Genomic DNA, 19,764 nt, shown 5'->3' with positions numbered 1-19,764 from the left:
GACGCACTCCCGCCGGAAGGGCGGGGACGAGGGCGTCCGCGACCGGGCCGGCGCGCACCCCGGTGACACCGGGCAGGGTGACGGCGGCGGTCGGGCGGGCCATCGGCGCGCCAAGCCGCGCAAGCGGGCTGCGAAAAAGTCCCGAAGACGCCGTGTGTTCCGGTGGATAGCGATATCCATGGCGGTGCTGATACTGGGCACCGCCACCGCCGGATACCTCTACTACCAGCACCTCAACAACAACATCCGCAGCAGCGCCCGCAGCGGCGGCGAGAGCGGTGTGAAGAAGGCCGCGCCGAACGCCCAGGGCGACACCCCGCTCAACATCCTGCTGATCGGCTCGGACAGCCGGAACAGCGCGGAGAACGTGAAGCTCGGCGGCAGCAAGGACACGGTCGGGGACAAGCCCCGGGCCGACGTCCAGATGCTGCTGCACATCTCCGCCGACCGGAAGAACTCCTCGCTGGTCAGCATTCCGCGCGACACGATCCTCCCGATTCCCGAGTGCACGGACTCGGAGACCGGTCAGAAGTACCCCGCGACGGACAACAGGCCGATCAACGAGTCCCTCCAGCGCGGTGGCCCCGGCTGCACGCTGACCACCTGGGAGAAGCTGACCGGCGTCTACATCGACCACTGGATCATGCTCGACTTCGCGGGCGTGGTGGCCATGGCGGACGCGATCGGCGGTGTCGAGGTCTGCGTGAAGACGGGCGTGTGGGACAAGCCCACGCGCCTCGTTCCCGGCGGTTCCGGCCTCAAGCTGCCGGCGGGGAAGAACACGGTGCAGGGCAAGCAGGCGCTGCAGTGGCTGCGTACCCGGCACGCGTTCGGCAACGACCAGAACCGGGCCAAGGCGCAGCACATGTACATGAACTCCATGCTGCGCACCCTGAAGAAGCAGAACCTCTGGTCGGACGCGGGCCGGCTGATGAACCTCGCGGAGACGGCCACCAACGCCCTCCAGGTCTCCGACGAGATCCGTTCGGTCAAGAAGCTCTTCGACCTGGCGATGCAGCTCAAGAGCGTGCCGATCAACCGCATCACCATGACGACGATGCCGACGGCCGAGTGGTCGCAGGACCGGAACAAGCTCGTCCCCGTCGAAAAGTCCGCGGACGCCCTGTGGCATCTGGTCCGTGAGGACGTCGCGTTCGACAAGAACGGCAAGGAGAAGAAGAAGCCCTCGTCCTCCGGGCCCCCCGCGGCGGAGCCGGCGACGCTCGGCGTCTCGGTGGTGAACGGCACGGGCGTCGGCCAGGCGCCCAAGGACGGGCGGGCCGGCGAGGTCGCCGACATCCTGCACGGCAAGGGCTTCGCCGAGGCCGACACCTCGCAGCCGGCCGAGCCGAGCAAGGACACGGTGGTGCGGTACGCGAAGGAGGACGGGGACCAGGGCAAGTCGGACGCCGAGTCCGTCGCCGAGGCGCTGGGGCTCCCGGCCACCGCGGTCAAGGCCGACCCGGAGGCCGGCGGGCTGACCGTCGTCGTCGGCGCGGACTGGCGCGAGGGGACCGTCTACAAGGCTCCGAAGGCCGAGGCGGGTGATCTTCCGGAAGGCGCGGACGACCTCAACGCCGCGGACGAGGGTCAGTGCATGGACATCTACTCCGTCTACAAGTGGGACGGAAAGAGCTGACAGGCGGTACGCGAGAGGGGGCGCCCGGTCCGGCCGGGCGCCCCCTCTCGTCGTACGCGTGTCAGGCCACCGGCGCGCCCGGCTCGGCGATCGCCGGGCGGCGGCTCGCGATGACCTTCCTCGCCAGCGAGCGCGGGCTCGTCAGGAAGCCGTAGCCCCAGGACATGTGCATGGTCGCCAGCGCGACCGGGATCTGCGCGCGGGCCTTCAGCGGCAGGCCCTTGCCCGCCGGGAGGGAGCCCGCGACGATCGCCGCGACGTACCCGCCGGGGACGATCAGCGCCCACGGGGTGACCGCCGCGCCCACCACGAGGCCGGCCGCGATGGCGACGACGGCGGTCGGGGGCGCCAGGTAGCGCAGGTTGATGGAGCCGGCGTGGTAGCGGGCGACGACGTGGCGCCAGCGGCCGTAGTCCTTGTACTGCTTGGCGAGCGCCCGGACGGAGGGGCGGGGGCGGTACTGGACGCGCAGCTCGGGCGAGAACCAGATCAGGCCGCCGGACTCGCGGATGCGGAAGTTCAGCTCCCAGTCCTGGGCGCGGATGAACTCGACGTTGTACCCGTCGGCCTTCTCCAGCGCCTCCCGGCGGAAGACGCCCAGGTAGACGGTCTCGGCGGGGCCCGCCTGGCCGCCGGTGTGGAAGGCCGCGTTGCCGACGCCGATCTTCGAGGTCATGGCCGCCGCGACGGCGTCCTCCCAGGCGTTCTCGCCCTCGGCGTGCATGATGCCGCCGACGTTCTGCGCGCCCGTCTCCTCCAGGAGGCGGACGGCGGTCGCGATGTAGTTGGGCGAGAGCATGCCGTGGCCGTCGACGCGGACGACTATCGGGTGGCTCGACGCCTTGATCGCGGCGTTGAGGGCGGCGGGGGTGCGGCCGGTGGGGTTCGGCACGGTGTGGACGCGGGGGTCCTCCGCGACCAGCTCGGCCGCGATCTCGTCCGTACGGTCCGTGGACGGGCCGAGTGCGATCACGACCTCCATCTCGCCCGCGTACTCCTGCTCCAGGATGTGGCGTACGGAGTTACGGAGATGGCGCTCCTCGTTGAGCACCGGCATGATCACGGAGACGGCGGGAGGCTGCGCGGCAGACATGTGGTCCTCGGGTGGTCCTCGGGGGCGCCGGGGGCTCGTACCCCACCAGGCGGTATTCGGCCGCCACGTTACCGCGAATGGGGGACAGCGGCGCGCGCCGCCGGGTGGCCTCCCGGGATGAGGATCGTATGGGCCTACCGTGCGAACGGTCCCCCTCGCACCGCGGAGGTGTCTCCCGTGCCCACGCCGCACCGCTCACCCCGTCCCGCCCGGCCCCGCCCCGCGCCCGCGCGGCGCCGGCGGCCGAGAAAGCAGGACGAGCGGCCGCGCTGGGGTACGCGGGTCGCGACCGGCCTCTCGGTCCTGGTGCTCGGGGCGGGCGGGATCGGGCACGCGGTCGTGACGAACCTGGAGAGCGGGATCGACCGCGTCGACCCGTTCAAGGACATGAAGAACCGGCCCGCGGGCGGGCGCGGCATGAATGTGCTGCTGGTCGGCACCGACGGCCGCGAGAAGATCAGCGAGGACGAGAAGCGGAAGTACCGGCTCGGCGGTGAGCCCTGCCACTGCACGGACACGATCATGCTGGTCCACCTCTCGGCCGACGAGGAGCGCGCGAGCGTCGTCAGCCTCCCCCGCGACAGCTACGCGGAGATCCCGGCCCATCGGGACCGTACGACCGGCAAGGAGCACGCCGCGCACCCGGTGAAGCTGAACGCGGCGTACGCGGAGGGCGGGCCGAGCCTCACCGTACGCACCGTCGAGCACATGACCGGCGTCAAGATCGACCACTATCTGGAGGTCGACTTCACCAGCTTCATGACCACGGTCGACACCCTCGGCGGGGTGAAGATCTGCACGACCCGCCCGCTGAAGGACTCCTACACCGGCCTGGACCTCGCGCCCGGCCCCCACACGCTCGACGGCGGCCAGGCGCTCCAGTACGTACGGTCCCGGCACATCGACGGGGCCGCCGACCTGGGCCGGATGCAGCGCCAGCAGAAGTTCATGGCGTCGCTGATCAAGCAGGCGACGAGCAGCGGGGTGCTGCTGAACCCGGTGAGGTTCCGCGAGGTCGCCTCGACGATGCTGAAGTCCGTACGGGCCGACCGGGGTTTCGACACGGAGCAGATGCTCTCCATCGGCCAGGCGATGCGGGGGTTCTCGGCGGCCTCGTCCGAATTCGCCTCGGTGCCGATGGGCGATGTCGCCTACCAGGTCAAGGGCATCGGCTCCACGGTGAAGTGGGACCCGGTCAGGTCGAAGCAGCTGTTCACCGCCCTGCGCGAGGACAAACCCCTGACCGCCGCCCGGCCCGCCGAGAAGGCTCCCGCGAAGAAGGTGGACGTCCCGCCGAAGCGGATCCGCGTCCAGGTCTACAACGGCACCGCGAAGGACGGCCTCGGTACCGAGGTCGACGCCGCGCTGCACGCCACCGGGTTCGACACGACCCGGGCCCCGCTCACCGCACCGCAGCACGGCCTGAAGCGCACCCTGGTCACGTACGACCCGCGCTGGAACCGGTCCGCGAGGACCCTGGCGGCGGCGCTGCCGGGCGCGGAGCTGCGGCCGGTGCCGGGGCAGGGGGCGACGATGCGGGTGACGGCGGGCGCGGACTACCGCGCGGTCGAGCGGGTCCACGCGGAGGAGCCGGAGCCGGGGAGGTTCGGCGCGGTGAAGGGGGACGAGGTGGTGTGCGGGTGAGGGGCGGTCCCAGCCCGGCCGGCGCTTGAGGACGGAACCGGTCAGGGGTGAGCCCCGCACCCCTCGCTCGGCCTCGCGCCCTCAGTCCTCGATGCCGTCGGCGATGCGCTTCTCGCGGAGCTCCCTGATCGCGCGGCGCCGCGCCAGGCGGTGCGTGCGGCGGATCTGCGCCTCCTGGTAGCGCCGCTTGTCGCGCTCGGTCTCCGGGATCACCTGCGGTACGGGGCGGGGCCGGCCGTCCGCGTCGACCGCGGCGAACACCAGGTACGCGCTGCCGACCTGCGTCGCGGGCGTCGACTCGTTCCAGCGCTCGGCCATGACCCGGACGCCGACCTCCATGGAGGAGCGGCCGGTCCAGTTGACCTGGGCGCGTACGTGCACGAGGTCGCCGACGCGGACCGGCTCCAGGAAGACCATCTCGTCCATCGAGGCCGTGACGGCGGGCCCGCCGGAGTGCCGGCCGGCCACGGCGCCCGCCGCGTCGTCGACGAGCTTCATGATCACGCCGCCGTGCACCGTACCCAGCAGATTGGTGTCGCTGCCGGTCATGATGTGGCTGAGGGTGGTACGGGAGGCCGCGGTGGGCTTGGCCGGAATGTCGCTCTCCGGGCGCGGAGCCTGATCTGTCATGCCCTCCACCTTATGCGGGGGGTCGGAAGGCGTCGCAATGCATCAGCTTCGCAACAGCCCTGGTGCGATTTTCCTCCCGCCCTGTAAGAGGGACGGTCCCGGCCTGCACACTGGTCCGTATGAACGATTGGCCCGATGGCTGGACCGACGACAACCGCAGCGGTGACCGCTACGGGCAGGGCAGCGCGAGCGAGCGGCCCGAGAGCGCCCGCTCGATGCCGCACGTCCAGCGCCGCCCGGCCCCGCCGCAGCAGCGCCCCGCGCCGCCGAGGCAGCGCCCGGTGCCGCAGCAGCCCTCGGGCTACGACGGCGGTTACCCGCAGTACGACGAGGGTTACGACAGCGGCTACAACACGGGCCAGGTCTACGGCTCCGGCGGCCACGGCCCGGGCTCCGGCGGCGGCGACCGGGGCCCGGCCCAGGGCCGCCCCAGACCCGCGCCCAACTGGGGCCGGCGGATCCGGATCGGCGCGCTGGTCCTGGTCGTCGCGCTGCTCGGCGTCTCCGTGGGCACGTACTTCTGGGCGGACTCCAAGCTGAACCGCGCCGTCGACCTGTCGAAGGTCATCGAGCGGCCGGAGGGGGGCAAGGGGACCAACTACCTGATCGTCGGCTCCGACAGCCGCGAGGGCATGACGTCCGAGGACAAGAAGCGGCTCCACACGGGCTCGGCCGACGGCAAGCGGACCGACTCGATGATGATCCTGCACACCGGCGACAACGGCCCGACGCTGGTCTCGCTGCCGCGTGACTCGAACGTCGAGATCCCGTCGTTCATCGGCTCCGAGTCCGGCAAGAAGTACCCGGGCACGGGCAAGACGACGAAGCTGAACGCCGCGTACGCCACGGACGGGCCCGAGCTGCTGGTCCGTACGGTCGAGTTCAACACCGGCCTGCACATCGATCACTACGTCGAAATCGGCTTCGGCGGCTTCGCCAAGGTCGTGGACGCGATCGGCGGCGTCGAGCTGGACATCCCGAAGGCGTTCAAGGACAAGTGGTCGGGCGCCGACTTCCCGGCCGGCAAGCAGACCCTGAACGGCCAGGAGGCCCTGGCCTTCGTCCGCACCCGACACGCCTTCACCTCGGACCTGGACCGCACGAAGAACCAGCAGAAGTTCCTCGCGGCCCTGGCGAGCCAGACGGCGACCTTCTCCACGATCGCCAACCCGTTCAAGCTGTACCCGACGATGGGTGCGGGGCTGGACACGCTGATCGTGGACAAGGACATGTCGCTCTGGTCGCTCGGCAAGATGTTCTTCGCGATGAAGGGCGTCACCAGCGGCGACGGCACGTCGATGAACATCCCGATCGCGGGCAACGTGGGCTCCAACCTGGCCTGGGACAAGGCGAAGGTGAAGAAGCTGGTGGAGCAGCTGAAGAACGACGAGAAGGTCACGGTAACGGAGAACTGAGGGGGCGCGCGAGACCGCGCCCCTTCCCCTGATGCGGAGCCGCCATGCCTGTCCGGATCGTGTACGAGTCGCACGCCACGTCCACCGACAACGAGGCGGGCATCGCCACGGGATGGCTGCCGGGCCGGCTCTCCCGCACCGGACGCCGCCAGGCCGCCGAACTGGGCGACCGGCGGCGAGGCACCGGGCTCGACGCCGTCTACACCTCGGACCTGGCGCGCGCCGTGGAGACGGCCCGCATCGCGTTCGCCGGCGCGGGGTCACCGGTCCTCCGCCAGGACGCGCGCCTGCGTGAATGCGACTACGGAGAGCTGAACGGCGCCCCGAACGCCGTGGTGCGCCCCCTGCGCATCCGCCACATCGACCGCCCCTGGCCCGGCGGCGGCCAGAGCTACCGGGACGTGGTCGAGGCGACGGCCGCGTTCCTGCGGGACCTGGCGGCCGAGTGGGACGGCGGTCATGTCCTCCTGATCGCCCACTCGGCGAACCGCTGGGCGCTGGACTGCCTGCTCGCGGGCGCCCGGCTGGAAAGCCTCGTCGCGGACCCGCCGCCGTGGCAGCCGGGCGTCTCCTACGCCCTGCCCTGAGCGAGCACCGCCGCGTGCGGCAGCGTCAGCAGGCCGTCGTCCGCGAGGAATTCGCGGCACAGGGCGTCGTACTCGCGCTTGGCCGCCGTGACGCCCTCCGGGCCGGCACTGGTGACCATTCCGCCGACCGCGCCGATTCCGGCGGCGGGGCCCGCCCACCAGTCGTCCGGGGCGGTCCGGTGGTCCCAGGCCTGCGTGGTGCTCCGTACCTCTCCGAGTCCGGCGGCGGTGAGCAGCGCGGCCAGGCCGTCCGGGGTGCGCGCGAAGTTTCGTTCCTCGTCCACCGTGGCCAGCCAGTCGGGGCGGGTGAGTCCGGCGGCCTGGGCGGCCCGCCCGACCAGCGTCTGCCCCGGGGTGCCGGGCAGCTGCCAGACGGTGACGGCGATGGTGCCTCCGGGGCGGACGACCCGGCGCATCTCGACCAGCGCCTCCAGGGGGCGGCCGACGTGGTTGAGCACGAAGTTGGCGACGACCGCGTCGAACTCCCCGTCCGCGTACGGCAGCTGGGGCAGCGTCCCGGAGCGCACCTCGGCCCCGGGCGCGGCCCGCCGGGTCGCCGCGACCTTGTCCGGCTCGGCGTCCACGGCCCGGACGGAGGCGCCGCGCGCGAGGGCGGCGGCGGCCACGTTGCCGGTGCCGCACCCCACGTCGAGCAGGCGCGTCCCGGGCCCGGCCCCGGCGGCGTCCAGCAGGGCGGGCACGGTGTGGGCGCAGAGCCGGGCGGCGGTGCGGGCGTAGGCGTCGGCCTGCCCGTCCCATATCCGCCGCTCCATCACGTCGAACGCGGTCATATGGTGTCTCCTCCGGTACGGCTGGTCGGGGTCTGCGGTTCGGTCTCGTTCAGGTCCTCGTGCAGGGCGCCGAGGACGCGCCCGGTGGGTTCGTCGCGCGCGGACAGCTCCGCGAGGGCCCACCCCGGCAGCCGCCCCGCCACCTCGTCCGGCTCGTCGCCCCGCGCCGGGTCGTCCAGCCCCTGGAGCAGCGCGAAGGCGGTCTCCCTGGCCACCTCGCGGGCGATCTCGCCCAGCTCGTCGGCGGTGAGTCCGAGGCGCACGGCGCGCTCGACAGCGCCCCCGGCCGCGCCGGCCCTGCGGTAGGCGGCGACCCAGTCGGACGCGGTGGTGCTCCAGGCGTCGATGTCCTGCCACACCATCCGCAGGAACCGGAACCGGGCGAGCTGCGGCAGCCCCTCCTCGGCCTCGGACTCGGCCCACCCCTCGGCGTCCTCGGCCCCGAGCACGTCGAAGAGGCGGACGAGGGGTCCTATGTCCTCAGGCACTGCGGAAGTTACGGGACAGCCAGGGGCTGAGCATGGTGCGCGGCACCAGCTCCTTGTACGTCTCGTCCCCGGGCAGCGGCACGACGAGCCACTGCCCCGGCGGGAAGAACCGGCCCTTCACGTACGCCGTGCCGCCGTACACGGACCGCAGGAACCCGGGCACGGAGTCCCGGGGCACGTCCTCGAAGACCACCCCGTCGACGGTGATCCGCGCGTCGTCCTCCGGGAAGACCTGCACGGTGACGGCCGGGACCCCGCCCAGCTCGATGAACGCCTCATGCGGCAGCGACCCGTCCGCGTCGGTGACGGCGAACGCCCCGGCGGACTCCCTCCGGGAGGTTTGGTCGGCCCCGATGTCATCGGTGACCGTCACCTCCAGGTTGTACGCCTGGGCCACTTCCCGTACGGCGGTGACGGCTGCCTGGGTGGTGGGCAGGTGGGGCGGTTTGCCGCTCATGACGCTCCCGACGCTCGCTCGGCGCGGACCGTCGGCTCCCCTGGCCGCCGGCCACCGCCGCCCATTGTGCCCCGTCCCGGCACGGCGCAGTTGTCAGACCTCCGTGGCAGGCTCCGAGGATGGAACCTTCAGAGGTGATCGAGACGTTGTGGGGCCGGATCCAGGAGCGGGACTGGGCAGGTGTCGCCGAGTTGGTCGCGGAGGACGCCGTCGTCGAGTGGCCGGTCAGCCTCGAACGCATCACCGGCCGGGACAACTTCGTCGCGGTGAACCGCGAGTACCCGGAGGGCTGGTCGATCCACGTGCTCAAGGTGGTGGCCCAGGGCGATGAAGTCGTCTCCGAGGTCGAGGTCCCGCACGACGGCCTCGGCGTCTTCCGCGCGGCCTCCTTCTGGACCGTCCGCGACGGGCAGGTCGTCCGGGGCACGGAGTACTGGACCAGCATGGGAGCGGACCCCCGGCCGGAGTGGCGGGCCGGTTTCGTGGAACCGATGTAGCACCGTCGGCCGGTGGCCCGAGCGCCACGCAGGAGGAGGGCGGATGGGGGTGCGCCACGCGGCCGGGTCTGCGTACGAGAAGGCGGCCCAGGCTCGCGGGGGGATGGGCGAGACGGGGGCCGTCCGCGTCCTTGGAGTCCCGGACGAGGACCACGTCCCGCCCGGAACAGTGCACGCGGAGCTCGACCTCGTACCGTGACGTGGCGCACCGGGTCGCGGGTTTCCACGACGCGGTGCGCCAGGTCGCGGAAGCCCGCGACCCGGTGCGCCACGACGTCAATTGCTTTGAAAGAACCCTGGGAAAGAACCCAACCCCACCCCACCCGAACCCGGTACGAACGCTGATCACTCGCGCGGGTGACAAATGGCAACTGAGCTGGATTTGGGGTCGGTTGTCGGGCATATGCTCGCGGCACCAACCCCAGACACGAGTCGGCCCCGACCGGGACAGCGAATCCCGGGCGGGGCCTGACCACCGAGGAAGAAAGCCGCTTCCCGATGACTGCCCAGCAGGCTATCGCGCCCCCGTGCGCCCCGCCCGGTTCCCCCGGCGACGTCACACCGACCCCCGGTGTCATCCACGTCAACTCCCGCCACACGTCCGGCTTCACAGTCATCGGCAACCACCTCGCCCAGCACGGAGACCTCTCCCTCCTCGCGATCGGGCTCGCCGTCCACATCCAGTCGCTGCCCGAGGGCGCGAAGATCGGCGTCAAGGTGCTCGCCGCGCGCTTCCCGGAGAGCGAGATGCGGATCGCCGCCGCGCTGCGCGAGTTGGAGGCGGCGGGCTACCTGCGCCGCATCCGCGTACGCCTCCGGGACGGCCGCGTACGCACGCGTACGGAGTCGCACAACCGGCCGTACGCCACGGTTCCGCCGGTGCCGGTGCCTCGCGAGGCCCCGCGCGCCACGGCCCCGACGCCCATCGCGCCGGACGACCGCACCCCTGCCGCCGCCCCGGCGCCCCCGGCCCGGCAGCAGCGCCCCGCACCCAGGCCGCTCCCCCGGCCCACCGCCCCCACCGGCACCCTCCACCGGACCGCCGCCCTGCTCCTCGCGGACCTCCGCCGTCACGCGCCCGTGCTGACGCTCTCCGAGGCGGACGTCACCACCCTCGCCCCGGGCGTCGCGGCCTGGCTCGAACGCGACGCGCACCCCGACGCCATCCGCCGGGCCCTCACCGCGGATCTCCCGGTCCCGCTCGCCCACCCGGCGCGCCTCCTCCGCCACCGGATCACGGCCCTCCTGCCACCCCCGCTCCCGGCCCCGGTAGCGGCGCCCCCGGTCATCCCCCTCCAGAACTGCGACGGCTGCAACAGAGCCTTCCGCGCCCCGGAACCGGGCCCCTGCCGCGACTGCCGCGACGCGCGGCCGTAACCCCTGAAACTGCCGCCCAACGCACGAGGCGATGCACCGCATCTTCCAGGAGTACCCGGGGATGTTCTCCCGGGTGTCGGAAGTGCCGGGCCACCGCCGAGTGGGCCGCTCGCCCCCTCACCATCGGCCTGCGCCAATGGCCGACGCTCACCCTCAGCCCCCTCGTCGCGGGGCCCGCAAGGACCTGGCACTCGCCACCCTCGCTGCCATCACACATGCCGACAATCCCGACGTCGGTGCCATACTGAAAACGCTGTCCGCAGCATTGCGGGACGCGCCGGAGAACATCACCGACCCCATCGTCGAACTCACCGCTCAGGGCCTGGGCAACCGTCCGGCCGCACAACAGTGAAGGAACCTGGTGGCCGTGGACACCTCTTTCTACAAGTCCGCCATGTCGGAGGAGATCCGGGACGAGGGCCGGGCGGAGGGCCGCGCCGAAGGGCTGCTGCTGCTTCTCGGCGTGCGTGGCATTGCCCTCACCGACGCGGACCGCGAGAAGATCACCACCTGCGCCGACCCGCGGCTCCTGCACGAATGGCTCCAGCACGCCACCACGGCCTCCTCCGCCGAAGAGGTGTTCCGCACCCCATGACCGATCCCACCGCCACCGACGTCATCGCCGAGCTCGCCGAGCTGGACGACCCCAAGGCCCGCGCCGTCAACGCGCGGCACGGGGACGACCACGGGGTGAACCTCAGCAAGCTGCGCGCCCTCGCCAAGCGGCTGGGGAAGCGGCAGGAGCTGGCCGTCGAGCTGTGGGAGAGCGACGACACCGCCGCGCGGCTCGTCGCGTTGCTGGTCTGCCGGCCGAAGGACTACACCCGGGACGAGCTGGACCGCATGCTGCGCGAGGCGCGGGCACCGAAGGTGCACGACTGGCTCGTGGGCTACGTGGTGAAGAAGAGCCCGTATGCGGAGGAGCTGCGCCTCGCCTGGACGGAGGACCCCGACCCGGTCGTCGCGAGCGCCGGGTGGGCGCTGACCGCCGACCGGGTGGTGAAGAAGCCCGATGGCCTCGACCTGGGCGCGCTGCTCGACGTCATCGAGGCGGAGATGCGGGACGCCCCGGAACGCCTCCAGTGGGCGATGAACACCTGTCTCGCCCAGATCGGCATCGAGCACCCGGAGCACCGCGCCCGTGCGCTGGACATCGGCGAGCGGCTGGGCGTGCTCAAGGACTACCCGACGCCCAGGGGCTGCACATCGCCGTACGCGCCCGTGTGGATCGGGGAGATGGTGCGGCGCAAGGGCGAGGCGTAGAGGCTAGACCGCGTTCCGCCAGACCGTCAGGTCTCCCTGGAGGAAGGCGAGGTCGGGGATCGCGGTCGACTTCGTCGCGATCACGAACAGCGCGATGTCCCCTGAGTCGTTCATGACGCAGATCTCGCTCCCGTTGGCCGAGGCGGCCAGCGGAAGGTTGTGGATCTTGCTGTGCGGGAGGAACAGGCGGCATTCGTCGAGCGTGGTGCCCGGCTTGTCGTACATGGGCATGAACACGCTCGTGTCGCTCGTCAGTTCGCAACCGGCCGACTTGCAGCTGAAGCGGATGTCGCCCGTGTGGCCGTCCAGCTCCTTCCGCGGATGCGCGAGACTCAGCGAGTGCTTCGCGTCCACCATGACCGGCGCGTACGGCTCGGCCTGCGGCTCCCGGGGAGAGGGGGAGGAGCTCGGTGCGGTCAGCCCACCGGCCACCCTGCCCGCCGCCGACGAGCCCGCCGCCGGGGCGCCCGCCGCTTCCGGCGTGGTCCCCCGCGCCCCCGACGACGGGGTGGCGGACACCGACGCCGACGCCCCGGCGTCGTTCCGGTGCTCTCCCCCGCCCATCGGCCCCATCGCCTGCCTGGCCAGGCCGAGGGCCAGCAGCGCGCCCACCAGGCCGACGGCCGACGCCAGCGCGACGCGCCGCCTGCGTGCCCCGCGCTCGGCCGGGTCCACGGGCCGGGGCGGAGGCGCCGCCCAAGGGTCCGTCCTGACCAGCGTGGACTCGCGCACCGGGGGCGGGACCGTGACCTCGCGACCGCCGATCTCGCCCCACACGGCGGGCGCCCCGTCCGCGTCGGCCTCCGCGCCCAGCCGTTGCCGGCACCACTCCGCGATCTCCGCCGGGGCGGGCCGCTCCGCCGGGTCGGCGGCCAGGCACCGGGCGAACAGCGGGCGCAGGGGCTCGGGCAGCAGCGTCAGGTCGGGCTCGGAGTGGATGATCCGGTACAGCACGTAGACGCCGGGGCCGTCACCGTAGAGAGGCTTGCCCAGCGCCGCGAACGCCGCCGTCTGGGCCAGGGCGAAGACATCGCTCGCCGCCGTGGCCCCTTCCCCGGACGCCTGCTCCGGGGCCATGTACGAGGGGGTGCCGATGGGGTGCCCCGTCGTGGTGTACGAGGTTCCGTCGGCGGCCAGCGCGATGCCGAAGTCGATCACGCGCGGCCCGTCGGGGGCCAGGAGCACGTTGGACGGCTTCAGGTCCCGGTGCACGATGCCTTCGGCGTGGATGGCCCGGAGCGCCTCGGCCATCCCCGCCATCAGCCACAGCAGGGCCGGCACCGGCAGCGGGCCGTGCCGGGTCACGGCCTGGGTGAGGGACGGCCCGGGCACGTACAGCGTGGCCAGCCAGGGCGGCGCACCTTCCGCGTCGGCGTCGATCAGCTCGGCCGTGTACGTGCCGTGCACCCGCCGGGCCGCCCGGATCTCCCGGCCGAACCGTTTCCTGAAGCCCGGGTCGTCCGCCAGCTCCGGCCGTACGACCTTGACCGCCACGGCGCGGCCGTCCTCGGTGTGCGAGAGGTAGACCCGGCCCATGCCACCCGCGCCGAGGCGGGCGGCGATCCGGTAGCCCGCCACCTCGGCCGGGTCGGTCGGCTGAAGTGGCTCGAAGACATCCGTCACGTCCATCGGCCCGCTCCCCCACTGTGATGCACTGGCCAACGACCGCAGCCTAGCAACGGCCTCACGCGCAGTTGATCAGTGCACGCACGCGACAGCCCCCGGCATCGCGGCCGGGGGCTGTGCATGCGTACGGACGGCGTCCCGTTACGGCAGGTTGCGCGCCATCACGATGCGCTGGACCTGGTTCGTGCCCTCGTAGATCTGGGTGATCTTGGCGTCGCGCATCATCCGCTCCACCGGGTAGTCCCGCGTGTAGCCGTAGCCGCCGAGGAGCTGGACCGCGTCCGTGGTGACCTCCATCGCGACGTCCGAGGCGAAGCACTTGGCGGCGGCGCCGAAGAACGTGAGGTCGGCGTCGACGCGCTCGGACTTGGCGGCGGCCGAGTACGTGAGCTGGCGGGCGGCCTCCAGCTTCATGGCCATGTCGGCGAGCATGAACTGGACGCCCTGGAAGTCCGCGATCGGCTTGCCGAACTGCTTGCGCTCCTGGACGTAGCCCTTGGCGTAGTCCAGCGCGCCCTGGGCGACGCCGAGGGCCTGGGCCGCGATGGTGATGCGGGTGTGGTCCAGGGTCTTCATCGCGGTGGCGAAGCCGGTGCCCTCCTCGCCGATCATGCGGTCGGCGGGGATGCGGACGTTGTCGAAGTAGACCTCGCGGGTCGGGGAGCCCTTGATGCCGAGCTTCTTCTCGGGGGCGCCGAAGGAGACGCCCTCGTCGGACTTCTCCACGACGAAGGCCGAGATGCCCTTGGAGCGCTTCTCCGGGTCCGTGACGGCCATGACCGTGTAGTACTCGGAGACGCCCGCGTTGGTGATCCAGCGCTTCACGCCGTTGAGGACCCAGAAGTCGCCGTCGCGCACGGCGCGGGTCTTCATGCCCGCGGCGTCGGAGCCCGCGTCCGGCTCGGAGAGGCAGTACGAGAACATGCCGTCGCCCTTGGCCAGCGGGCCCAGGTACTTCTTCTTCAGGGCCTCGGACCCGGACAGGACGACCGGGAGCGAGCCGAGCTTGTTCACGGCCGGGATCAGGGAGGAGGACACGCAGGCGCGGGCCACTTCCTCGATCACGATGACCGTGGCGAGCGCGTCGGCGCCGGCGCCGCCGTACTCCTCCGGTACGTGGACCGCGTGCAGATCGGCGGCGGTGAGGGCGTCCAGCGCCTCCTGCGGGAAGCGGGCCTCCTCGTCGACCGCGGCCGCGAACGGGGCGATCTTCGCCTCGGCGAGCGCACGCACCGTCTCACGGAGCATCTCGTGCTCCTCAGCCGGACGGTACAGGTCGAAATCGGTCGAACCCGCCAAGACGCTCACTCCCCAGGGTGCTAACTACCGTTAAGTAACCCAATTTTAGGTGTTCCCCCCTCCCCCGGCATACGCGCTCGGGCCGTGAGCTGCGCGACAACCGCAAAGGGGAGGTTTCACGGGCGGGACTATGCTCGTGCACCGCATCTCTGTCCGCACCTCACAGGAGCACTTCATGGCCCTCAGGATCACCGTGATCGGCACCGGCTATCTGGGCGCCACGCACGCCGCGGCCATGGCGGAGCTCGGCTTCGAGGTCCTGGGCCTCGACGTCGTTCCCGAGAAGATCGAGACGCTGTCCGCCGGCCGGGTGCCGATGTACGAGCCGGGCCTCGAAGAGATGCTCCAGCGGCACGTCGCGGGCATCGAGGGCTCCACCGGGCGGCTTCGCTTCACCACCTCCTGGGAAGAGGTCGCCGAGTTCGGCGACGTGCACTTCGTCTGCACCAACACTCCCCAGAAGCACGGCGAGTACGCCTGCGACATGACGTACGTCGAGAGCGCCTTCGACTCGCTGGCCCCCCTCCTGACCCGCCCCGCCCTCGTCGTCGGCAAGTCCACCGTGCCCGTCGGCTCCGCCGCCCGCCTCGCCGCCCGCCTCGCGGAGCTGGCCCCCGTGGGCGCCGACGCCGAGCTGGCCTGGAACCCGGAGTTCCTGCGCGAGGGCTTCGCGGTGGACGACACGCTGCACCCGGACCGGATCGTCGTCGGCGTGACGAGTGAGCGGGCCGAGAAGGTGCTGCGCGAGGTGTACGCCGTCCCGGTCGCCGAGGGCTCCCCGTTCGTCGTGACGGACTACCCGACCGCCGAACTGGTGAAGACGGCCGCCAACTCCTTCCTGGCCACCAAGATCTCGTTCATCAACGCCATGGCCGAGATCTGCGAGGCCGCCGGCGGCGACGTGGCGAAGCTGGCCGAGGCGATCGGCCACGACGAGCGCATCGGCAAGAAGTTCCTGCGGGCCGGCATCGGCTTCGGCGGCGGCTGCCTGCCCAAGGACATCCGCGCCTTCATGGCCCGCGCCGGTGAGCTGGGCGTCGACCAGGCGCTGACGTTCCTGCGCGAGGTCGACTCGATCAACATGCGCCGCCGGGGCCACATGGTCGAGCTGGCCCGGGAGGCCGTGGGCGGCACCTCCTTCCTCGGCAAGCGGGTCGCCGTGCTGGGCGCCACGTTCAAGCCGGACTCGGACGACGTACGCGACTCCCCCGCGCTCAACGTGGCCGGCCAGATCCACCTCCAGGGCGGCCAGGTCACCGTCTTCGACCCGAAGGGCATGGAGAACGCCCGCCGCCTCTTCCCCACCCTCGGTTACGCGGAGAGCGCGCTCGACGCGGTGCGCGGCGCGGACGTCGTGCTGCACCTGACGGAGTGGCGGGAGTTCCGCGAGCTGGACGCGGAGGCGCTGGGCGCGGTCGCGGGGCACCGGATCATCCTCGACGGGCGCAACGCGCTCGACCCCGTCGCGTGGCGCGAGGCCGGCTGGACCTACCGGGCGATGGGCCGACCGACGGCCTGACCCCGGGGCAGACTGGTACGGCCTGTCCGAAGTCTGCCCGAGGAGGAAGCAACATGGCTCTGGCCGCAGTGGGTGCCGTCGTCCTGGACTGCCCCGACCCCGTCGCCCTGGCGAACTTCTACGCGGCGCTGATCGGCGGCGAGGTGGAGCAGCGGGAGGACTGGGTGGAGCTCACCGGAGGTGCGGGCGCCCCGCTCGCCTTCCAGGCCGCGCCCGGCTTCGTACCGCCGAAGTGGCCGAGCGCCGACGCCTCGCAGCAGTTCCACCTGGACCTGACCGTGGCGGATCTGGACGCGGCGGAGCGGGAGGTGCTGGCGCTGGGCGCGACGGTGCTGGAGGCGGACGACCGGGAGCGCACCTTCCGGGTGTACGCCGACCCGGCGGGGCACCCCTTCTGTCTCTGCGCCTGTTAGAGCCCTCTGGAAAGGCGTCCCGGTGGCTCAGGCCGCCGGGGCGTCCAGCTCTTCGATCGTGGCGTGCGACGGGCCGCGCCGGGTGCGCAGGTCCCGCGCCACGTCCTCGGCGGCGCGCAGCACCCGTACGGCGTTGTGCCAGGTGAGCTTGGCCAGGTCGGCGGCGGACCAGCCCCGGCGCAGCAGCTCCGCGATCAGGTTGGGGTAGCCGGCCACGCTCTCCAGGCCCTGCGGGAGGAACGCGGTGCCGTCGTAGTCGCCGCCGATGCCGATGTGGTCGACGCCCGCGACCTCGCGCATGTGGTCGAGGTGGTCGGCGATGGTGGCCACGGTCGCGGCCGGGCGCGGGTTCGCCGCCTCGAACGCGGCATGCAGCTTCATCGCGCGCTCGGTGGTGTCCAGGTGGTGCAGCCCGTGCGCGCGCAGGTTCTCGTCGGCGGCCTGCGTCCAGGCGACGGCCTCGGGCAGGACGAACTTCGGTACGAAGGTGGCCATGGCGATGCCGCCGTTGGCCGGGAGCTGGGCGAGGACGTCGTCGGGGATGTTGCGCGGGTGGTCGCAGACGGCGCGTGCGGAGGAGTGCGAGAACATCACCGGCGCGACGGAGGTGGCGAGCGCGTCCCGCATGGTCGTCGCCGCGACGTGCGAGAGGTCGACCAGCATGCCGGTGCGGTTCATCTCACGGACGACCTCGTGGCCGAACGGCGAGAGGCCGCCCACCCCGGGCTCGTCGGTCGCGGAGTCCGCCCAGGCGATGTTGTCGTTGTGGGTGAGCGTCATGTAGCGGACGCCCAGGGCGTACAGCCCGCGCAGGGTGCCCAGCGAGTTCGCGATGGAGTGGCCGCCCTCGGCGCCCATCAGGGAGGCGATCCGGCCCTCGGCGCGGGCGGCCTCCATGTCGTCGGCGGTCAGGGCGCGCCGGAGGTCGGCCGGGTAGCGGTCGAGGAGTTCGGCGACGACGTCGATCTGTTCCAGGGTCGCGCTGACGGCGGCGTCGCCCGCGAGGTCGGAGCGCACGTAGACGGACCAGAACTGGGCGCCGACGCCCCCGGCGCGGAGCCGGGGGATGTCGGTGTGCAGGTGGGCCGACTGGTCGGTGGCGATGTCGCGTACGGCCAGGTCGTAGCCGGCCTGCTCGCGCAGCGCCCACGGCAGGTCGTTGTGGCCGTCGACGACCGGGTACTCCGCGAGGAGTTCCCGGGCCCGGTCCAGTCGGTCCGTCATGGCGCCTACTTCCCGAAGCCGAAGGATTCCGCGCCCGCCGCCTTCTGGCGCAGCCGCTTGCCCTTCTCGGTGGCCTGGTCGTTGAGGTCGCCCAGGAACTCCGTCATCCGGCCCTGGAGCTCGGGGTCGGCCGCGGCCAGGACGCGGACGGCCAGCAGGCCGGCGTTGCGCGCGCCGGCGATGGAGACCGTGGCGACGGGGATGCCGGCGGGCATCTGGACGATGGACATGAGGCTGTCCATGCCGTCCAGGTACTTCAGCGGGACCGGGACGCCGATGACGGGCAGCGGGGTGACCGAGGCGAGCATGCCGGGCAGGTGGGCGGCGCCGCCCGCGCCCGCGATGATCGCCTTGAGGCCGCGGCCCGCCGCGTTCTCGCCGTACGCGATCATCTCGCGGGGCATGCGGTGGGCGGAGACGACGTCGACCTCGTACGGGATCGCGAACTCGTCCAGGGCCTTGGCCGCCGCTTCCATGACGGGCCAGTCGGAATCCGAGCCCATGACGATGCCGACGACCGGTGCGGCGGAGGCGGGGGAAGTCATTCGGTGATCGTTCCTCGCAGGTAGTCGGCCGCGTGCCGGGCGCGCTCGCGCACGTCCGCCAGATCGTCGCCGTAGGTGTTGACGTGTCCGATCTTGCGGCCGGGCTTCACGTCCTTGCCGTACATGTGGATCTTGAGCTGCGGGTCGCGCGCCATGCAGTGCAGGTAGCCCTGGTACATGTCCGGGTAGTCGCCGCCGAGGACGTTGCACATGACCGTCCAGGGGGCGCGGGGGCGCGGGTCGCCGAGGGGGAGGTCGAGGACCGCGCGGACGTGGTTGGCGAACTGCGAGGTGATCGCGCCGTCCATGGTCCAGTGGCCGGAGTTGTGCGGGCGCATCGCCAGCTCGTTGACCAGGATGCGGCCGTCACGGGTCTCGAAGAGCTCGACCGCGAGGTGCCCGACGACGCCCAGCTCGGACGCGATGCGCAGCGCGAGCTGCTGGGCCTCGCCCGCCAGCGCCTCGTCCAGCTCGGGGGCCGGGGCGATGACCGTGTCGCAGACGCCGTCGACCTGGATCGACTCGACGACCGGGTAGGCCACGGCCTGGCCGTGCGGCGAGCGGACGATGTTGGCCGCCAGCTCCCGTACGAAGTCGACCTTCTCCTCCGCGAGGACCGGGACCCCGGCCCGGAACGGCTCGGCCGCGTCCGCCTCGGAGCGGACCACCCAGACGCCCTTGCCGTCGTAGCCGCCGCGCACGGTCTTGAGGACGACCGGGAAGCCACCGCCCTCCGCAGCGAAGGCCACGACGTCGGCCGGGTCCTCCACGATGCGGTGACGGGGGCAGGGCGCGCCGATCTCGGTGAGCTTCGCGCGCATCACCCCCTTGTCCTGGGCGTGCACCAGAGCGTCGGGGCCGGGGCGCACGGGGATGCCGTCCGCCTCCAGGGCCCGCAGGTGCTCGGTGGGCACGTGCTCGTGATCGAAGGTGATCACGTCACAGCCGCGCGCGAAGGCTCTCAGCGTCTCCAGGTCGCGATAGTCGCCGACGACGACCTCGCCCGCCACCTGGGCCGCGGAGTCCTGAGCGGTGTCGCTGAGGAGCTTGAACTTGATGCCGAGGGGGATGCCCGCCTCGTGGGTCATACGGGCGAGCTGACCGCCACCGACCATGCCGACTACCGGGAACGTCACGTTCCCAGGGTATCCGCACCGGCCGCCGACGCCCGTGGGCGGGGTTGAGCCCGCCACACCCGCGCTCAACGCACAGGCGTCCGGTGGGCGTCCTGGTTAGCATGGCCGGGTTGACGGAACA

General features: G+C 72.1%; 22 protein-coding genes. 12 read left to right on the top strand and 10 right to left on the bottom strand.

The features are described from left to right. Nucleotides 1-178 precede the first annotated feature (178 nt). Nucleotides 179-1,639, top strand: a complete 1,461-nt coding sequence (locus ABZ565_RS08085) for an LCP family protein (protein WP_361021846.1) — start codon at nucleotides 179-181, stop codon at nucleotides 1,637-1,639. Between the two features lie 61 nt (nucleotides 1,640-1,700). Here the strand turns inward: ABZ565_RS08085 and ABZ565_RS08080 are convergent, their stop codons facing one another. Next, entirely contained in the window at nucleotides 1,701-2,732 is a 1,032-nt protein-coding gene (locus ABZ565_RS08080; RefSeq protein WP_361021843.1) for a glycosyltransferase family 2 protein, read from the bottom strand. Between the two features lie 177 nt (nucleotides 2,733-2,909). Here ABZ565_RS08080 and ABZ565_RS08075 point away from each other — a divergent pair, with 177 nt between their 5' ends. After that, nucleotides 2,910-4,376: an LCP family protein gene (locus tag ABZ565_RS08075; protein ID WP_361021840.1), complete on the top strand. Its 1,467-nt coding sequence runs from the start codon at nucleotides 2,910-2,912 to the stop codon at nucleotides 4,374-4,376. Nucleotides 4,377-4,457: 81 nt separating this feature from the next. On the opposite strand, the gene ABZ565_RS08070 is transcribed toward ABZ565_RS08075, so the two are convergent. Beyond that, nucleotides 4,458-5,006: an acyl-CoA thioesterase gene (locus tag ABZ565_RS08070; RefSeq protein WP_361021837.1), complete on the bottom strand. Its 549-nt coding sequence runs from the start codon at nucleotides 5,004-5,006 to the stop codon at nucleotides 4,458-4,460. A gap of 119 nt (nucleotides 5,007-5,125) precedes the next feature. Between ABZ565_RS08070 and ABZ565_RS08065 the strand changes: the two genes are divergently transcribed. Next, nucleotides 5,126-6,421 carry an LCP family protein gene (locus ABZ565_RS08065; protein ID WP_361021834.1) on the top strand — a complete coding sequence of 432 codons (1,296 nt, stop codon included), beginning with the start codon at nucleotides 5,126-5,128 and terminating at the stop codon, nucleotides 6,419-6,421. 44 nt (nucleotides 6,422-6,465) lie between these two features. Then, nucleotides 6,466-7,008, top strand: coding sequence for a histidine phosphatase family protein (locus ABZ565_RS08060; protein WP_361021831.1), 543 nt, complete (start codon nucleotides 6,466-6,468; stop codon nucleotides 7,006-7,008). On the opposite strand, the gene ABZ565_RS08055 is transcribed toward ABZ565_RS08060, so the two are convergent. Genes ABZ565_RS08055 through ABZ565_RS08045 form a run of 3 tightly spaced genes read right to left on the bottom strand, consistent with a single transcriptional unit; the run spans nucleotide 6,993 to nucleotide 8,744 of the window. After that, nucleotides 6,993-7,799 carry a class I SAM-dependent methyltransferase gene (locus ABZ565_RS08055; RefSeq protein WP_361021828.1) on the bottom strand — a complete coding sequence of 269 codons (807 nt, stop codon included), beginning with the start codon at nucleotides 7,797-7,799 and terminating at the stop codon, nucleotides 6,993-6,995. The two genes, ABZ565_RS08060 and ABZ565_RS08055, sit on opposite strands and share 16 nt — an antisense overlap. Next, entirely contained in the window at nucleotides 7,796-8,287 is a 492-nt protein-coding gene (locus ABZ565_RS08050) for a hypothetical protein (protein ID WP_361021825.1), read from the bottom strand. The genes ABZ565_RS08055 and ABZ565_RS08050 overlap by 4 nt, the downstream gene beginning before the upstream one ends. After that, a complete protein-coding gene (locus tag ABZ565_RS08045) occupies nucleotides 8,280-8,744 on the bottom strand; it encodes a hypothetical protein (RefSeq protein WP_361021822.1) in 465 nt (154 codons plus the stop codon). Before ABZ565_RS08045 ends, ABZ565_RS08050 begins: the two co-directional genes overlap by 8 nt. Before the next feature lie 119 nt (nucleotides 8,745-8,863). On the opposite strand from ABZ565_RS08045, the gene ABZ565_RS08040 reads away from it, so the two are divergent. The 6 genes from ABZ565_RS08040 to ABZ565_RS08015 all read left to right on the top strand — a co-directional run bounded on the left by ABZ565_RS08040 (nucleotide 8,864) and on the right by ABZ565_RS08015 (nucleotide 11,881). Continuing rightward, nucleotides 8,864-9,241: a nuclear transport factor 2 family protein gene (locus tag ABZ565_RS08040; RefSeq protein WP_361021819.1), complete on the top strand. Its 378-nt coding sequence runs from the start codon at nucleotides 8,864-8,866 to the stop codon at nucleotides 9,239-9,241. 43 nt (nucleotides 9,242-9,284) lie between these two features. Next, on the top strand, nucleotides 9,285-9,440 hold the full coding sequence (locus tag ABZ565_RS08035) for a hypothetical protein (protein ID WP_361021816.1): 156 nt from the start codon (nucleotides 9,285-9,287) through the stop codon (nucleotides 9,438-9,440). A gap of 299 nt (nucleotides 9,441-9,739) precedes the next feature. Next, a complete protein-coding gene (locus ABZ565_RS08030; RefSeq protein WP_361021813.1) occupies nucleotides 9,740-10,618 on the top strand; it encodes a helix-turn-helix domain-containing protein in 879 nt (292 codons plus the stop codon). A gap of 31 nt (nucleotides 10,619-10,649) precedes the next feature. Further along, the gene (locus ABZ565_RS08025) at nucleotides 10,650-10,970 is read left to right on the top strand and encodes a hypothetical protein (RefSeq protein ID WP_361021810.1); all 321 of its coding nucleotides are present in this window, start codon (nucleotides 10,650-10,652) and stop codon (nucleotides 10,968-10,970) included. A 15-nt stretch (nucleotides 10,971-10,985) separates the two neighbouring features. Next, nucleotides 10,986-11,213: a hypothetical protein gene (locus ABZ565_RS08020; RefSeq protein ID WP_361021808.1), complete on the top strand. Its 228-nt coding sequence runs from the start codon at nucleotides 10,986-10,988 to the stop codon at nucleotides 11,211-11,213. Next, nucleotides 11,210-11,881, top strand: a complete 672-nt coding sequence (locus ABZ565_RS08015; RefSeq protein ID WP_361021805.1) for a DNA alkylation repair protein — start codon at nucleotides 11,210-11,212, stop codon at nucleotides 11,879-11,881. The genes ABZ565_RS08020 and ABZ565_RS08015 overlap by 4 nt, the downstream gene beginning before the upstream one ends. A gap of 3 nt (nucleotides 11,882-11,884) precedes the next feature. On the opposite strand, the gene ABZ565_RS08010 is transcribed toward ABZ565_RS08015, so the two are convergent. Next, nucleotides 11,885-13,510, bottom strand: a complete 1,626-nt coding sequence (locus ABZ565_RS08010; RefSeq protein ID WP_361021802.1) for a serine/threonine-protein kinase — start codon at nucleotides 13,508-13,510, stop codon at nucleotides 11,885-11,887. A gap of 138 nt (nucleotides 13,511-13,648) precedes the next feature. Beyond that, entirely contained in the window at nucleotides 13,649-14,806 is a 1,158-nt protein-coding gene (locus ABZ565_RS08005) for an acyl-CoA dehydrogenase family protein (protein WP_018524719.1), read from the bottom strand. A gap of 175 nt (nucleotides 14,807-14,981) precedes the next feature. Between ABZ565_RS08005 and ABZ565_RS08000 the strand changes: the two genes are divergently transcribed. Both ABZ565_RS08000 and ABZ565_RS07995 read left to right on the top strand, forming a co-directional pair. Next, nucleotides 14,982-16,325, top strand: coding sequence for a UDP-glucose/GDP-mannose dehydrogenase family protein (locus ABZ565_RS08000; RefSeq protein WP_361021799.1), 1,344 nt, complete (start codon nucleotides 14,982-14,984; stop codon nucleotides 16,323-16,325). A 53-nt stretch (nucleotides 16,326-16,378) separates the two neighbouring features. Continuing rightward, nucleotides 16,379-16,738, top strand: a complete 360-nt coding sequence (locus ABZ565_RS07995; RefSeq protein WP_361021796.1) for a VOC family protein — start codon at nucleotides 16,379-16,381, stop codon at nucleotides 16,736-16,738. 27 nt (nucleotides 16,739-16,765) lie between these two features. On the opposite strand, the gene ABZ565_RS07990 is transcribed toward ABZ565_RS07995, so the two are convergent. Genes ABZ565_RS07990 through ABZ565_RS07980 form a run of 3 tightly spaced genes read right to left on the bottom strand, consistent with a single transcriptional unit; the run spans nucleotide 16,766 to nucleotide 19,643 of the window. Further along, nucleotides 16,766-17,962: a dipeptidase gene (locus tag ABZ565_RS07990; RefSeq protein ID WP_361021793.1), complete on the bottom strand. Its 1,197-nt coding sequence runs from the start codon at nucleotides 17,960-17,962 to the stop codon at nucleotides 16,766-16,768. A gap of 5 nt (nucleotides 17,963-17,967) precedes the next feature. Then, nucleotides 17,968-18,507 carry a 5-(carboxyamino)imidazole ribonucleotide mutase gene (gene purE / locus ABZ565_RS07985; protein ID WP_361021790.1) on the bottom strand — a complete coding sequence of 180 codons (540 nt, stop codon included), beginning with the start codon at nucleotides 18,505-18,507 and terminating at the stop codon, nucleotides 17,968-17,970. After that, the gene (locus tag ABZ565_RS07980) at nucleotides 18,504-19,643 is read right to left on the bottom strand and encodes a 5-(carboxyamino)imidazole ribonucleotide synthase (RefSeq protein WP_361021787.1); all 1,140 of its coding nucleotides are present in this window, start codon (nucleotides 19,641-19,643) and stop codon (nucleotides 18,504-18,506) included. The genes purE and ABZ565_RS07980 overlap by 4 nt, the downstream gene beginning before the upstream one ends. Between the last annotated feature and the right edge of the window lie 121 nt (nucleotides 19,644-19,764).

The sequence above is a fragment of the Streptomyces sp. NPDC016469 genome (assembly GCF_040632905.1).
In the GTDB taxonomy this organism is placed as follows: Bacteria; Actinomycetota; Actinomycetes; order Streptomycetales; family Streptomycetaceae; genus Streptomyces.
This window is presented reverse-complemented; position numbering and strand designations above follow the sequence as displayed.

Bases quoted from the DNA above. Each gene is read 5' to 3' on its own strand.
- ABZ565_RS07995 (WP_361021796.1), top strand. From the start codon at position 16,379: ATGGCTCTGGCCGCAGTGGGTGCCGTCGTCCTGGACTGCCCCGACCCC.
- ABZ565_RS08010 (WP_361021802.1), bottom strand. From the start codon at position 13,510: ATGGACGTGACGGATGTCTTCGAGCCACTTCAGCCGACCGACCCGGCC.
- ABZ565_RS08030 (WP_361021813.1), top strand. From the start codon at position 9,740: ATGACTGCCCAGCAGGCTATCGCGCCCCCGTGCGCCCCGCCCGGTTCC.
- ABZ565_RS08035 (WP_361021816.1), top strand. From the start codon at position 9,285: ATGGGGGTGCGCCACGCGGCCGGGTCTGCGTACGAGAAGGCGGCCCAG.
- ABZ565_RS08040 (WP_361021819.1), top strand. From the start codon at position 8,864: ATGGAACCTTCAGAGGTGATCGAGACGTTGTGGGGCCGGATCCAGGAG.
- ABZ565_RS07990 (WP_361021793.1), bottom strand. From the start codon at position 17,962: ATGACGGACCGACTGGACCGGGCCCGGGAACTCCTCGCGGAGTACCCG.
- ABZ565_RS08055 (WP_361021828.1), bottom strand. From the start codon at position 7,799: ATGACCGCGTTCGACGTGATGGAGCGGCGGATATGGGACGGGCAGGCC.
- ABZ565_RS08085 (WP_361021846.1), top strand. From the start codon at position 179: ATGGCGGTGCTGATACTGGGCACCGCCACCGCCGGATACCTCTACTAC.
- ABZ565_RS08060 (WP_361021831.1), top strand. From the start codon at position 6,466: ATGCCTGTCCGGATCGTGTACGAGTCGCACGCCACGTCCACCGACAAC.
- ABZ565_RS08065 (WP_361021834.1), top strand. From the start codon at position 5,126: ATGAACGATTGGCCCGATGGCTGGACCGACGACAACCGCAGCGGTGAC.
- ABZ565_RS08025 (WP_361021810.1), top strand. From the start codon at position 10,650: ATGCACCGCATCTTCCAGGAGTACCCGGGGATGTTCTCCCGGGTGTCG.
- ABZ565_RS08000 (WP_361021799.1), top strand. From the start codon at position 14,982: ATGGCCCTCAGGATCACCGTGATCGGCACCGGCTATCTGGGCGCCACG.
- ABZ565_RS08015 (WP_361021805.1), top strand. From the start codon at position 11,210: ATGACCGATCCCACCGCCACCGACGTCATCGCCGAGCTCGCCGAGCTG.
- purE (WP_361021790.1), bottom strand. From the start codon at position 18,507: ATGACTTCCCCCGCCTCCGCCGCACCGGTCGTCGGCATCGTCATGGGC.
- ABZ565_RS08070 (WP_361021837.1), bottom strand. From the start codon at position 5,006: ATGACAGATCAGGCTCCGCGCCCGGAGAGCGACATTCCGGCCAAGCCC.
- ABZ565_RS08080 (WP_361021843.1), bottom strand. From the start codon at position 2,732: ATGTCTGCCGCGCAGCCTCCCGCCGTCTCCGTGATCATGCCGGTGCTC.
- ABZ565_RS08045 (WP_361021822.1), bottom strand. From the start codon at position 8,744: ATGAGCGGCAAACCGCCCCACCTGCCCACCACCCAGGCAGCCGTCACC.